At 49.1% G+C, this 12,825-nt stretch carries 15 protein-coding genes and 1 tRNA gene; 10 read left to right on the forward strand and 6 right to left on the reverse strand.

The features are described 5' to 3' along the window. Positions 1-18: 18 nt before the first annotated feature. Positions 19-921, forward strand: coding sequence for a metallophosphoesterase family protein (locus tag ACL02P_RS03280; protein WP_412837313.1), 903 nt, complete (start codon positions 19-21; stop codon positions 919-921). 399 nt (positions 922-1,320) lie between these two features. Here ACL02P_RS03280 and ACL02P_RS03285 read toward each other — a convergent pair whose 3' ends face one another. Then, complete coding sequence (locus tag ACL02P_RS03285; RefSeq protein WP_009227128.1) at positions 1,321-1,905, reverse strand: hypothetical protein; 585 nt, start codon at positions 1,903-1,905, stop codon at positions 1,321-1,323. A 143-nt stretch (positions 1,906-2,048) separates the two neighbouring features. Continuing rightward, positions 2,049-2,121 (reverse strand) — tRNA-Val (locus ACL02P_RS03290). Between the two features lie 242 nt (positions 2,122-2,363). Here ACL02P_RS03290 and ACL02P_RS03295 point away from each other — a divergent pair. The 3 genes from ACL02P_RS03295 (at position 2,364) to ACL02P_RS03305 (ending at position 3,646) form a co-directional block, all read left to right on the forward strand. Beyond that, a complete protein-coding gene (locus tag ACL02P_RS03295; RefSeq protein ID WP_260071946.1) occupies positions 2,364-2,645 on the forward strand; it encodes a hypothetical protein in 282 nt (93 codons plus the stop codon). A 240-nt stretch (positions 2,646-2,885) separates the two neighbouring features. Further along, positions 2,886-3,338, forward strand: a complete 453-nt coding sequence (locus ACL02P_RS03300) for a GNAT family N-acetyltransferase (protein WP_009227125.1) — start codon at positions 2,886-2,888, stop codon at positions 3,336-3,338. 68 nt (positions 3,339-3,406) lie between these two features. Then, positions 3,407-3,646, forward strand: a complete 240-nt coding sequence (locus tag ACL02P_RS03305; protein WP_323076926.1) for a DUF3892 domain-containing protein — start codon at positions 3,407-3,409, stop codon at positions 3,644-3,646. Between the two features lie 66 nt (positions 3,647-3,712). Here ACL02P_RS03305 and ACL02P_RS03310 read toward each other — a convergent pair whose 3' ends face one another. Further along, positions 3,713-4,450 carry an MBL fold metallo-hydrolase gene (locus ACL02P_RS03310; RefSeq protein ID WP_412836820.1) on the reverse strand — a complete coding sequence of 246 codons (738 nt, stop codon included), beginning with the start codon at positions 4,448-4,450 and terminating at the stop codon, positions 3,713-3,715. Between the two features lie 182 nt (positions 4,451-4,632). On the opposite strand from ACL02P_RS03310, the gene ACL02P_RS03315 reads away from it, so the two are divergent. The 4 genes from ACL02P_RS03315 to ACL02P_RS03330 all read left to right on the forward strand — a co-directional run bounded on the left by ACL02P_RS03315 (position 4,633) and on the right by ACL02P_RS03330 (position 7,498). After that, positions 4,633-5,187: a copper amine oxidase gene (locus tag ACL02P_RS03315; protein WP_009227122.1), complete on the forward strand. Its 555-nt coding sequence runs from the start codon at positions 4,633-4,635 to the stop codon at positions 5,185-5,187. A gap of 136 nt (positions 5,188-5,323) precedes the next feature. Continuing rightward, positions 5,324-5,653: a DUF1292 domain-containing protein gene (locus ACL02P_RS03320; RefSeq protein WP_412836821.1), complete on the forward strand. Its 330-nt coding sequence runs from the start codon at positions 5,324-5,326 to the stop codon at positions 5,651-5,653. An 848-nt stretch (positions 5,654-6,501) separates the two neighbouring features. After that, a complete protein-coding gene (locus tag ACL02P_RS03325; RefSeq protein ID WP_412836822.1) occupies positions 6,502-7,203 on the forward strand; it encodes a hypothetical protein in 702 nt (233 codons plus the stop codon). A gap of 4 nt (positions 7,204-7,207) precedes the next feature. Then, positions 7,208-7,498 (forward strand): hypothetical protein, encoded by a 291-nt coding sequence (locus tag ACL02P_RS03330; protein WP_412836823.1) that lies wholly within the window; start codon positions 7,208-7,210, stop codon positions 7,496-7,498. Between the two features lie 154 nt (positions 7,499-7,652). Here ACL02P_RS03330 and ACL02P_RS03335 read toward each other — a convergent pair whose 3' ends face one another. Continuing rightward, positions 7,653-8,093 carry a DDE-type integrase/transposase/recombinase gene (locus tag ACL02P_RS03335; RefSeq protein ID WP_127576356.1) on the reverse strand — a complete coding sequence of 147 codons (441 nt, stop codon included), beginning with the start codon at positions 8,091-8,093 and terminating at the stop codon, positions 7,653-7,655. A 41-nt stretch (positions 8,094-8,134) separates the two neighbouring features. After that, positions 8,135-9,610: an aminotransferase class I/II-fold pyridoxal phosphate-dependent enzyme gene (locus ACL02P_RS03340; RefSeq protein WP_323076921.1), complete on the reverse strand. Its 1,476-nt coding sequence runs from the start codon at positions 9,608-9,610 to the stop codon at positions 8,135-8,137. 187 nt (positions 9,611-9,797) lie between these two features. Here ACL02P_RS03340 and ACL02P_RS03345 point away from each other — a divergent pair, with 187 nt between their 5' ends. Further along, positions 9,798-11,063, forward strand: a complete 1,266-nt coding sequence (locus ACL02P_RS03345; protein ID WP_009225193.1) for an MFS transporter — start codon at positions 9,798-9,800, stop codon at positions 11,061-11,063. Positions 11,064-11,314: 251 nt separating this feature from the next. On the opposite strand, the gene ACL02P_RS03350 is transcribed toward ACL02P_RS03345, so the two are convergent. Beyond that, complete coding sequence (locus tag ACL02P_RS03350) at positions 11,315-11,938, reverse strand: YktB family protein (RefSeq protein WP_260071629.1); 624 nt, start codon at positions 11,936-11,938, stop codon at positions 11,315-11,317. A gap of 175 nt (positions 11,939-12,113) precedes the next feature. On the opposite strand from ACL02P_RS03350, the gene ACL02P_RS03355 reads away from it, so the two are divergent. Continuing rightward, a complete protein-coding gene (locus ACL02P_RS03355; protein ID WP_412836824.1) occupies positions 12,114-12,710 on the forward strand; it encodes a hypothetical protein in 597 nt (198 codons plus the stop codon). Positions 12,711-12,825 lie beyond the last annotated feature (115 nt).

The following is a 12,825-nucleotide window of genomic DNA, read 5'->3' on the forward strand; positions in this document are numbered from 1 at the left end:
AGGGAATGGTTGATCGCAATGAGCAGCAGGCAGGGGAAGGACGGCGGGACGAGGAGCTTTGGCTTTCGTTTCAGGGTTATTACCGACACGCATGTTCGAGCAGATGAGCAGCATACGCATAACGTCAACTTGGAGCGGGCGCTGCAAGATATCGCGGCAAATGGCACGGGAAGCGTTGGCATCATGCATGCGGGAGACGTGACGGATCACGGATTTCCGGAGGAATATGAAGCGTGGAACCAAATTTGGAATCGGTTTGGCGGAGCATTGCCTCCGCTGTATGTGACGATGGGCAATCATGATGTCGCATTGGAGAACTGGGAGGCACGTTTGGGACAATTTTTGCGCGGTACCGGGGCGGAGGGCATTTATCATGATCATTGGATTGATGGGTATCATTTTATTTTTCTTGGAACGGAAGAAGGGCTGGAGTTGTTTAGCTCGTTGTCGGAGAAGCAGCTGGCTTGGCTCGATGACAAGTTAGGGGAAAACGCTGCGGCAGACCGCCCGGTTTTCGTCTTCCTGCATCAGCCGCTGCTTAACACGGTCGCCGGCTCCTACGAAGCGCAGCGCTGGTACGGCGTTGTGCAGGATGCGGATCTCCGTGCCGTGCTGGCCCGTCACCCGCAGGCGATTCTCTTTACGGGGCATACCCATTGGGAGTTGGATGCCCCTCACACTTCATATGGTGTGGAGGGCGAGGGCCCGGTGATGTTCAATGCCGCTTCGGTCGCCTACCTGTGGACCGACGAAGACGAACACAAGGACGGCAGCCAAGGCTTCTACGTCGAAGTTTATCGCGACCATGTCCTCGTACGCGGTCGGGACTTTACCCGCGGCGAATGGGTGGAGTCCGCACAGTTTCGGGTGGAGTATCCGCGGGGGGAGCAGGTGATTGGAAATCGGGTGGACGTATGGTGAACAGTAACATACTTTAACGAGAACGCGCACCTTTAGGGGCGGGTGTTTTTTGTGCGATGCTATGGCGCGACGGAACAAAGGCAAGAAGCAAGAGGCCGTTTGCTGCTTGCGGATATTTGATAGCTGGTAGATGCTAGCTGTTTGATGTTGGCTGGTAGATGGTAGAAGGTAGCGTGTTTGCGGTTTGCTGATAGCTGCTAGCTGGCATCTCGGCTGCGCTAACGGACACCAGAGCCGTTATTTGGGTTCGGACGCAAGCCTACCCGTTTTAACGGACCTCAGAGACCTTATTCGGGTCTGTTGCGTTGAATCGATGAGTATTTTTGCCCAATAAGGTCACTTGAGTCCGTTAGCTCGGGAAATCTCCGGGAAATGAACAAATAAGGTCGGTACGGTCCGTTAGAGGTGGGGAGGTTGGACAATAGAGTTAGCAATCTGAACGAGTTCAGAAATACTGTACAAAGGAACAAAGTTACCATCTTCCACCTTGTTCGATCCTAAGGCATAGGTTAATCCTTGCTTTCTCCAATAGAGCCCGCTTAAGCTTGGTGTGCTTTGGATCCAGGTTTGTGTGCCATCACTTAATTTTGGCCCCTTTTTACCATCCGGTTTGGACTTTACCTGCGAATTTGAAACAGCCAGTATCAGTTGCTCTCCTCGCTCTTCATTAGCAAAGGTCAATTGGATCAAGTCAAAGTTAGCTGGGACGATATCGGCAGACTGATGGGTAATCGGAAAAGGAACTTTTGGAATAGAAACCTCAAATGGCACTTCATTCAAGGTATCTTCAAAAGATTTGCAACACTCTGAGCCTGGGTCCCATACGGCTACACCATCTCTTATGGATAAGCCTGGCGAAGTCCCGGGAGTTTGCTCGACATCCTCAGCAATGGGTGAGATATCATTGTTCTTTGCCCCAGTTCCGCAACCGCCAGCTAGCATCAGAAGAACAACGATCAAACAAACGTACATGATTTTTTTCAAAAGGATCACCCCTTTGGCTATTCCCTATTATACAGTAAATACCAGTTATATACTATATTATCTTCGAATCGGAGGCCATCTTAATCTGACAAAAGAGAAAATAAAAAATCCCTTAAAGCTTATGCTTTAAGGGATTTTCTCTATGATCTGCAGTGGGCTCGAACCACTGACCCCCACCCTGTCAAGATGGTGCTCTCCCAGCTGAGCTAGCAGATCAAACTTATAGTGAAGACAAAAATTATCTTATCAGGCGGTGGGGTTCTTGTCAACACTTTCCTAGAGTATAAGGTGTCTGTCCTCTGTCAACAATGGTGGAGGAATGCGTGTCCGAGTGGTAAGGCGCATGACGTCACGACGCTGCATTTCATTCAAGACGCGCATACAGTCAGCACTGCATACATCCATGACACGCATATATCAGACAGACAGGCACCACGTAACGAAAGGAAGAAGTGAACATGCGTTGGAACCACCATCACCGCCATATTGGCCTTAACCATCATAACAACAGCAATGATCAAATCTCGTCGCCGAAGAGCGAGACGAAACGGCCGCGGTCCCTTTGGGTTGCCGTCGCGGGGGCCGTCTTGCTGCTGGCCCTGACCAGCGCCTGCCGCATGGCGCCAAACGCGGAGACCTTAAGCCGGCAGACCGGCGCATTCCCTTGGCCGTTTGGGCCATCCGTGTCGGACGGCGTGTATTCGCCTACGATTGTAGAGGATGTGTATTCCACGGAATAAATGCTTTATTCTTCCTCGTCCCATTTGCGGGAGTAGCCTTTCTTCGTCGTGTAAAACATGGAGGCAATCAGCAAAACCGCGATGACGACCGCAGCGGCGATTGTTATGCCCATGACCATACCCCTAAGCCAACTCCTTTCCATCGATGTCCATGAGACAACTATACATAAAAATGATTTTTTTGTATAATGATGCAGTTTAAATGATCCAACAGACAAGCAATGGTGGGAGGGGAACGAAGTGTCGGCTGCAACGATCATACATGTCGATCATGAGGAGCAATTACAGAAATGCCTGGACATCCGCAAAGAGGTGTTCGTCGAGGAACAGAAGGTCCCCGTTGAATTGGAAATTGACGAGTACGACCAGATTGGCCCGGATGTACATCATGTGCTGATCGAATTGGAAGGGGACTATGTTGCGACAGGCAGATTGATTTACTATAAAGACAATGCCGCCAAAATGCAGCGGATCGCCGTACGTGAGCCGTACCGCTCGAAAGGCGTAGGCAAAATCCTGCTGCTCGCCTTAGAGGAGCTGGCACGGGAGCTCGGTCTCACGAAGTCGGTGCTGGATGCTCAATGCCATGCCGAAGGGTTCTATGCTAAACTCGGCTATGAGACAATCTCGACTGAACCGTTTGATGACGCCGGTATTCCGCACGTCCGGATGGTCAAGTCGTTAAAATCGTAAAGGTCATAGGTTTGGAGGTTTTGGGGCAAGCTAGATCTAATCTTAATGAAGAGGAGATGAGCTAGCCGATGGCCCTGAATACCAGAGAAACGTTTATTGCCGTGCGGAAGAACGGTGACGGGAATTTGGTCGCGTTCAAGACGTCCAGCGGCCGCGTGCTGGATTACCAGCAAGCCCTGCAGGAAGTGAAGGCAGGTGCGATCGCCGGCGTCAATGTGTTTAAGGGACGGGACGGAGAGATGTATATCCGCGGCGATGCTGATGGAGATCCGTCCAACAACTTGGATAACTTGCCTAGCTTCGAATAACGTTGATCCATATCCTATATTTAGAAAAAGAACCCTGCAGGTAAGCATACCCGCAGGGTTGTTTTGTTACAGCGTATAGACTTCGTGCTGACGCAGAAAGTCCATGTTCCCCGTAGCGCCTCGGAAGGACTCCATATCATCGCTATAATGCATCAGCAGGATTTGGCTTTGGATCTCGGTTGGCAGGGACAATAACTCCTGCAGCGTCGTATGAACTTCACCTTTCCCGGTAAGTTGGACCTCGTGAAAAATTCGGCGGCACCCCCGCTCACGAACAAGCCTCATTAAGAGCTCCGGCTCGAACGTCATATCCGCACTGTAAAAAATCTCCTCATTGATATAAAGCGAATAGCTGGGTTTACCCGGGATATGCGGCGTTCGGATGAGCTCCACTTTTAACTCAGGGGCAAGCTGTGCAGGCTCGCTTTCCTTTAATAGACGCACGTCAAACACGTCGTTTAGCGAGTGGATTACACCGTCTTGGCTTAACCCGCCTTTCAGCGTATTTTCCCATAGCGGCTCCACCAAATTTTCACCAATATACAGGATCGGTTTCCGTCCAGAACCAAATTTCCGGCGAAAAGCCAGCTCTTCCAAGCCTCCAACATGATCGCCATGGATATGGGTAATCAGCACGGCATCGATCTCCTCCACCGACTTGCCGATCGTGTGCAGCGCCAGGGGGGCGGTGATTCCGCAATCGATGAGCAGGGTGAAGTCACCGGCATAGAGGAGCGCGTTGTTATTAAAATATTTTTTGGCAAACGCTCCGCCCGTCCCCAGCATTTGTAGTCGTAAAGCCATCAGGCATTCCCCCTTAGGTCAAGTATGGATCACCTCTTTAACTGTACACAATTTCCAGCCGAAACAAAAGGTTAGGCTCGCTCTATAAAAAAATGCCGTCATTTCCCATCAACACCGCAACTTGACCGGAACCAGCGAGTATAACTATACATCAACAGGAATCAAATGGAGGGTCAACATTCATGAAATGGAGAAGAGTTGCATTACTGGTGGTGGCATTCTCTCTTATGGGAGGTTCCCTGCTCTTTGCCGACGCCGCGAGCACCAAGGTGAAGCTGATGCTGAACGGCCGCGAGCTGGAAGACGGCGGATATATTATAGACGGCAAAACCTATGTACCCGTACGCAATCTCGAAGGTTTAGTTGAATTTAATGACAGCACCAAAACGGTGAATTATTATAAACCCAATGTCCATATGTTTCTATTCGCGGATGACAATGTGTTTGGCGATGTGAAGAAGACGGGGAAGCTGAAGTTTAACGTTTTCTCTCAAATTGATAATTTACGCACGAACATCTCGGCAGTGCGGGTGTCCATCACGGCCCCGGACGGGACGTCCAAGGAGATCCAGACGGATGAAATCAAAGAGCAGCGCGATAACTTCTGGTTCCGGACCAAGGACTACACGTATGATTTCAAGACATCGGGCCGCTACATCGTAGGGTTCTACATGAAACCGTCTAACGGATCAGATTTCGTGCTCGTTGCGGAGAAAAGCATTAACGTTCTGAAATAACCGCACAACCGAGCACAACACGGGCATCCGCTCACGAAAATTGACCTGTCCCCACCAAAAGTGTTACGATACGGGAGGAACGAAGCGGGAGACCCTTCTTCAGTCCATTAAAACATACTTAAAGTGAGGTAATTTCATGAGCGACCACAATCACGAACACGGCGAAGCATGCGGCTGCGGCCACGATCATGACCATGATCATGATCATGAGCATGAAGAGTTTGTGTTGACGCTGACCGACGAAGAAGGGAACGACGTAGAGATGGTTCTTGTCGAGACGTTCGACGTTGGCGAGAAAGTGTACGCATTGCTGCTCGAGCGCAACAATCCGGAAGCGGACGGCATCATTCTCCGCATGGAAGAAGAGAACGAAGAAATGGTGCTTTACAATATCGAAGACGAACAGGAATGGAAACAGGTAGAAGAAGCTTACAACGAGCTTGTCGCCCAAATGGATGAAGCCTAATTTGCGGCGGATCACCTGGTATAGAAGCTAAGAGCTCCCCGGAAGCGGGGGGCTTTTTGTATAGTTCTAGGTTGATGAGTTTTTACGACACCTTTGAAGCAAAAAACTACCCACTTATGCGGGAGAGAGATCTGGGGATTGTGAAAAACAAGATCATTGAGATGTTCGGGCTGCGTTCAAAACCCGAAGTATAGACGAAAAGAGATCATGATCAAGTGAAGGGAGACGATCGAAATTTTGAAGGGGTTATGAAAATCAAAGGAGTGGAGATTATATAGAGTCACTTGATGCAAGGGTAGAGTTTAGATGCAGTTTGGTAACAGAAGGTTTTACCCCAAGAGCACATACCACTTTGATCAAAAAGAACAAAAAATTAAAATAATTATTCCAATATTTCCAAATTTAAGATATAGTAAAATTACCATATATTAGGTCATCTCATTATATATGGATATAAATTAGGGAGGTATTATTATGAGGAAAAGTAGGCACGTTATTATCCCGCTTGTATTTGTTCTTTTTTCGTTTCTTCATTTTCCGGCGTTCATGCCGAATCAACAGAAGAGAAGAAACACATTACTACTGAAGCATTTGTTATTGATACCTACTCAGAGGATCCAAATGAATTTCATATTTATGAAAAGACTGGATATAAGAGGGTCGAATCCATAACAGAAATAACGAATTCAGTAAATTTTATTAGTACAAAAATTTCAGCGGTTGAAGATTATTATGATGTAAATGATAACTACCAATATAGTTTAATATTAAAACAAGAATTTTCTAATGACTATCGGACAGGGCTTGCAGAACAGAAGACAGGAGAACTGAGATTTAACAAAAATGAATTGACAACTATTTCAGTAAATCGAACTAGGGATAAATCACAGAACGGCCCCATTGAAATTAACTCAACTGAAGCTCTAGCAATAGAAAAGAATATTGAAGAAAAAAGTAAATTGTTAGTAGATGTGAAATATGAGCAAGTTCAGGGTTTTACAAGGCAACAATTTTTAGATTTGAAAATGAAAATTGATAAGTTAAAAAATGAAATGAAGATTCAAGCATTAGACAGAGCAGGCGCATATGACAATTACTACAACTACGAGTACACTAATGGTAATTTTGTAGCACAAGCTTTGTCTGCACAAAGTCAAAAGTACATTAAATATGTAGGTACGACTATAGGAGATAGCAAAAACGCCTCTGCTTTCAATACTTTTCGATCATACATTGATGATTACGAAACAAATGTAGTTGATTATATGGAATCAAATACTTTTTATGAGGTATTAGGCTGGGCCTTGGCATTATCCTCTTTCGTGTTGCTAGTAGTTGGTTGGGGAACAGGTCCGGCAGGGTGGATTACAATCGTCCTCAATTATGGTGGAGCATTATCTCTATTTGCAGGGTTAACTTCAACAGCATATGGTACTTATTCGAGATTACAGTATAGCAAAAATGCAGCAACCAGTTTAGAAAATGCTCGCAATCAAATGTACTATAACAATTGGGGAAATATCAGTATGTCAGTTGTTAATGGAGTTTAATTTTATGCAGCGACTTCTATTTTGCTTATTGGCATTTCCGATTTTACTTGCAGGTTGTTCAATTACCATCACACTAGAAACAGCTAATGATATAGCCCTCAATGAATTTCAAGAGAAATATACTGTTTTAGAAACAGAATATTTTGTAGAAACAAATGAAGTTTATACTGTTACTGAGGAAGGTAAACATATACGATGCTACAAAGTAATCTTTTTTGATCAAGCATCTGTGCCGATAGCTACTTTTTTAATATCAAAAAAGGACGGTAAAATAGTTAAACAATATAGTAGATAGTAAAAAATAATTTATTGAGAATGAGCGCTTTGTATGCTCTCTTAGGCCAGCCAGGAATCTGAAGTGCTCCCTGTCAAGTAGACAGACTAAAAAACAAAATCATCAGTATTCAATATCCCCTCGGTTATCAAGACTGAGGGGATTATTTTCTTAGTTAAGCTGCTCGTCGATATTCGTTAGGGGATAAGCCGTATAGTCGTTCGGTGCATCGAAAATTATTGTAATAATGGATATAAGTTCTTACACTACGAAGGAGACTGTTATACGTATCGTACTTTTCCAGATAAAAGCTTTCTGCTTTAAAAGTACCCCAGAATCGTTCAATGGGTTGGTTGTCCAAACATCGACTTACACGGGACATACTTGTTGTAAACTTGTATCTCTTTTGAAGTTGTTTGTATTCCAGCGAAGTATATTGAAAGCCGCGATCACTGTGCAAGAGCGGCATAGCATTCGGGTTTCTTTTAAAAGCTTTCTTTACCGTATTCATAACAAGCTTATTGTTATTGGAATGGCTGAGCACCCATGAAACAACAGAGTTGTCATATCCGTCAACAATGGCACTCAAATAGGCCTTGCGGCCATTTCCGTACATTGGGTAAGGATGGGGATAGTCCCCATCCTACTCGATTTGAATTAAAAAATCGGATCCGCTTCAACAATCACCTTAACCTTGTCGATATACCGATCCTCCGGCCCTTTTACCGGCAAGCCGACCTCGACATGATCGAGGATGTAGTCGATGTTGTCCTGGGAAATGACCTCACCCGGAAGCAAAATCGGAATCCCCGGCGGGTACACATAAATAAATTCGGCAATGATCCGGCCAGCCGATTCCTTAAACGGAATGACCTCGGTATCCGCATAGAACGCATCCCGCGGGATCAACGACAAATGCGGGATTTCCGGGACCTTGACGATCAGCTCATTTGCGTTATTTTCCTTATAATAGGTTTTAGACAGCTCCCGCAGCGCGGTCAGCAAAATATCGGCCGTCTCCTGTGTATCCCCTGGGGTAATCAGGCACAGGATGTTGTACATGTCGCTAAGCTCCACTTCGATGTTGTAGTGCTTGCGCAGCCAGTTTTCCGTCTCATAGCCGGTAATCCCCAAGTGGCGAACGTGGATCGTCAGTTTGGTCGGATCATGATCATAAGTTGCTTCTCCGCCTAAAATCTCCCGCCCGAAGCAGTACAAGCCTTCGATTTGGTTAATTTCCGACCGGACATATTCGGCCAGCTCCATCGCCCGTTCAGCCATTTCCCGTCCGTGCAGCGCCAAATTGCGTCGCGCTGTATCCAGGGAAGCCAACAGCAGATAGGAAGTGGACGTCGTTGTCAACATACTGATGATCGTTTGCACGCGCTGCGGATTCACGTACCCGTTCTTCGTGTTCAGGTTCAGAATCGAGCTTTGCGTCATCGAGCCGCCCAGCTTGTGTACGCTGGTCGCTGCCATATCGGCGCCCGCTTGCATTGCGGACATCGGCAGCTTCTCATGGAAATGAATATGCACCCCATGCGCTTCATCCACCAGCACCGGTACATGGAAGCTATGGGCTAAATCGACGATTTCCTTCAGGTTGGCGCAAACGCCAAAATACGTCGGGTTGATTACCACCACCGCCTTGGCGTCGGGATGACGCTGCAGCGCGCGGCGGACCGAGGACGTTGTGATCCCGTGGTCGATGCCCAAATTCGGGTCTTGCGCCGGCGAGACAAACACCGGCTTCGCTCCGGCGAAGATAATGGCCGACATCACGGATTTATGGATATTTCTCGGGACGATAATTTTATCTCCCGGAGAGCAAACAGATAGAATCATGGTCATGATGGCTCCGCTGGTCCCTTGTACCGAGAAGAAGGTGTAGTCCGCGCCAAAGGCGTCGGCGGCCAGCTTCTGCGCCTCTTGAATGACGCCTGTTGGCTGGTGCAAGTCATCTAGCGGGGCGATGTTGATCAAGTCGATAGACAAGGCGTTATCGCCGATGAATTCTCGGAATTCTTTATCGGTGCCGAGCCCTTTCTTGTGCCCAGGAATGTGAAACTGAACGGGATTGCCGGCCGCATGCTTTTTGAGAGCAGTGAAGAGCGGCGTGCTTTGATGATCCATACGGGCCATCCCTGCCTTTCATCTACATAATTTTCAAACAAGCTTGAGTATAGCAAAATGCGTCTGGAATGCAAGCAAAACCCGCTGGTTTTTACGCAAAATTGACGGAACATGGGTTAATTTGCCGACAAAAAAGGACAAAATGTAAGAGAACCGGTGATCGGAAACCAGGAGAGGGGGCTTTTTCGTGGAACTGACAAGCGGCATCGCAAGGAAAAAACTGCTGAATCCCACGTTCGCCAGCCTGTGGCTTATCATGTTTTTGGTGGAGTTCGTCAAGGGGGCGCTCATCGTATCCATCCTGCCGGTCTATATGGGGGATGTGCTGAAGCTAAGCGCGTTTGCGATCGGGTTGTCTTTTTCGATGCAGTATATCGGGGATAATCTGTTTCGCAGCCCGGCAGGCTGGCTGATCGAACGGATCGGCTTTCGCCGGACGATGAGCTTGGGTTTGTTCATCACCCTAGGCGCTGTAGCGATGATCGCGTTCCTTCCCTCCATGGGGTTTCTCGTGCTTGGCTGCGCGCTCCTCGGCATCGGGACTGCGCCGCTCTGGCCCTGCGTCTTGATGGGCATCACTGCGGTCACGGAGGAGAATAACAACTTCGCGACGGCGATGGGCGTCATCCAAATTTCCAGCCTTGGTGGAACCGGGTTGGGGCCTGTTCTGATCAACTTTTTCTTAAATGATTCGTATCAGCCGATCTTTTGGTTCCTGCTCGGATGCCTGGCGCTGGTCTTGCTGGTGTCGTTGATGTTGCCGGGAAAATCGGGCGGCTCCACCGCCGCGGGCACGGCCAAAGCTGCCGTCCCCGGCCATTCCCCCTCCGCCAAGATCGGAGGGATGTGGCGTCAACTGCGTGCTTCGATTCACCATATCCGCACGCATTTACACGTCAGTCCGCTGTTATACCCGGCGCTGTTCCTGCAATCATTCGCCGTCGGTCTGCTGACGCCGGTCATCACGCTGTACGTCCGGACGGAGCTGGGCTTGTCGCCGGAGACGTTCAGCGCCATGCTGGTCATCGGCGGCGGGATTACCGTCCTGGGGTTGATCCCCGTGGGCAAGCTGGTCGACAAGATGGGGACGCGTTGGTTTCTGCATATCGGCTTCGCCCTGGCGGCGCTCTCGATCGGCCTGTTTGCGATGACGCGGGAGGTCGCCCTGGTCTGGTCGTTCGTGATCCTAATTGGATGCAGCTATGCGTTAATCCTCCCGACATGGAATACGATGATCGCGCAAATGATCCCAAGCGGGGAAAAAGGGACGATCTGGGGCCTGTTTCTGACGATCCAGGGCTCCGGCATGGTTGTCGGGCCGATCATCTCCGGTAAAATGTGGGACCTGCTTGGCCCGGCCGCACCGTTCCTAGCCAGCGCGGTCACGATGGCGCTGCTCTTCTTCCTGCACCTCGGCCTCGTCCGCACGCAAAAAGCCTCCCCCAACCCATAAGGTCAGGGAGGCTTGAAGTGCAAGCCAGAAGGCAGGCCATCCATGTGTGTAACGGACCGTAGTGACCTTATTGGCCGATTTCCCGGTCATTTCCCGCTGTAACGGACACCAGAGGCCTTATCCAGGGACATGGGCAGCCGGATTGCTGCTTATTCCTTGAATAAGGCCTCCTCAGTCCGTTAGCCAACGGGAAGTCGCTTAGGACAGTCATTAGCGTCTCTGGTGTCCGTTAGGTTACTTCTGCTCCAAGCTCAAAACGCGCCTTTATACAAAGGCAACAGCGTTTGGAACGTCTCTTCAACCGTGCGGATCAGCTTGGTTCCGTCGGATACGATCGGGTCGTTCCGCTCCAGCCGCAATCCGCACAGGGCTTCGGACTTCTTGATCGTCTTCAGCTTCTCGGCCCAGGCCTTCAGCTGCTTGGTATCCGCTTCCCGGTGCGGTGTGCCGTCCGGGCTCATATGATCCAGGGACCAGTAGAACCCGTCCGGGATCGTCTTCTTAATTTGCGCCGCATGCTTGTCCAAATAATTGGCAAACACGGCCTTATTGGGACTCTCATAAATGACGGCGAAAATGATAAACAGGTGCGTGGAGAACATCCCGACCTGAAAATGCGGCAACGCTTTATACCCGCGCTTGCTGGCCGCCCAGGCGACCCACGTGTCATTCGGCGGGTTCACCGTCCGGCGGGCATGCTTGGCCACATGCGGGAACATCTCTTCTCCGCATAAAGCGGACAGGTAGGGGGCCATCTCCGCACCCAGCGTCTCCAATTTAGGTCTAATGTGACTAATAATCGCTTCCATTCGGGACTCCAGACCCGGGACGGTAAGGGCGTCGAAATCTTGTGTCGTAAATCCTTCAAAGGCCATCGTGCAGTACCTCCAACTTTCGGCATGGATCTGATTAGGTTCGATGTGCAACGGTACTAGTATATCATATTTTCCGCGGCAACTCCGGCCTGAACGAGGCAAAAATAATCAATAAACCAAGTTCCATTACATAAGATGAAGTATAAGATATGGTAAACCGTTAGGAGGGAGTGCCGTGAACAAAAGTTACGAAGTGGAATACTGCAACCTGGAACTCCGATTCGACCGCCGGCACATACAACAATTGATCCGCGACTTGATCCAAGACGGGTATTCTTTATATTGGAGCGAAAACGAATCGCTCTTCATCATCTCCGTTCGCACCGGACGCAAGCTGACCAAGCTGCGGTTTCAGCGTCTCGCCAAAGGATACAAGCTGGTAGGCGATTATGTCATCCGGGATGTCAAGCTGGCGGAATGGCTGGAGAAGCTGATCGGCGACCTGCGCGGTCATGCGGTGGTCAAACGGATTAGGGATCGTCAGATCTTAGTCGAGAACATTTTATTTGGAGAAGTGATTCGGCTGGTAGAAATTTCGGGGATGGAGCATCGGGTTATTTTTCAAAAAGGGCCCATCGTCGACATGGCGCAAATGGCCGAGATGTTTGCATCCGAAGCGGCAGAGGAGCGGCTGGCACAGCTGCAGAAGGAGCTGGACACCGAGCTGGAGCGGTTGTTCGAGGCCATCCAACAGGGGGACACCGAAGCTTCGGAGGCTTGCAAAGAGCGGCTGCGCAAGCTGAGAATGGAACTAATGCAGCTTGAATGGTAATGATGGAAACGGCTCATCCTAAAGGAATACCCACAACCTAAAATCGAATGGCAAGCCCTTGGCTCCCACGGCGTTGGGGGTTGTTTTTTGGGCTAACGGCCAGGGTTCACTTCTG

The organism is Paenibacillus sp. MB22_1, assembly GCF_047200555.1.
Lineage (GTDB): Bacteria > Bacillota > Bacilli > Paenibacillales > Paenibacillaceae > Fontibacillus > Fontibacillus phoenicis.

Bases quoted from the DNA above. Each gene is read 5' to 3' on its own strand.
- ACL02P_RS03280 (WP_412837313.1), top strand. From the start codon at position 19: ATGAGCAGCAGGCAGGGGAAGGACGGCGGGACGAGGAGCTTTGGCTTT.
- ACL02P_RS03295 (WP_260071946.1), top strand. From the start codon at position 2,364: ATGCGTTGGAACCACCATCACCGCCATATTGGCCTTAACCATCATAAC.
- ACL02P_RS03305 (WP_323076926.1), top strand. From the start codon at position 3,407: ATGGCCCTGAATACCAGAGAAACGTTTATTGCCGTGCGGAAGAACGGT.
- ACL02P_RS03310 (WP_412836820.1), bottom strand. From the start codon at position 4,450: ATGGCTTTACGACTACAAATGCTGGGGACGGGCGGAGCGTTTGCCAAA.
- ACL02P_RS03315 (WP_009227122.1), top strand. From the start codon at position 4,633: ATGAAATGGAGAAGAGTTGCATTACTGGTGGTGGCATTCTCTCTTATG.
- ACL02P_RS03320 (WP_412836821.1), top strand. From the start codon at position 5,324: ATGAGCGACCACAATCACGAACACGGCGAAGCATGCGGCTGCGGCCAC.
- ACL02P_RS03330 (WP_412836823.1), top strand. From the start codon at position 7,208: ATGCAGCGACTTCTATTTTGCTTATTGGCATTTCCGATTTTACTTGCA.
- ACL02P_RS03335 (WP_127576356.1), bottom strand. From the start codon at position 8,093: ATGTACGGAAATGGCCGCAAGGCCTATTTGAGTGCCATTGTTGACGGA.
- ACL02P_RS03340 (WP_323076921.1), bottom strand. From the start codon at position 9,610: ATGGATCATCAAAGCACGCCGCTCTTCACTGCTCTCAAAAAGCATGCG.
- ACL02P_RS03350 (WP_260071629.1), bottom strand. From the start codon at position 11,938: ATGGCCTTTGAAGGATTTACGACACAAGATTTCGACGCCCTTACCGTC.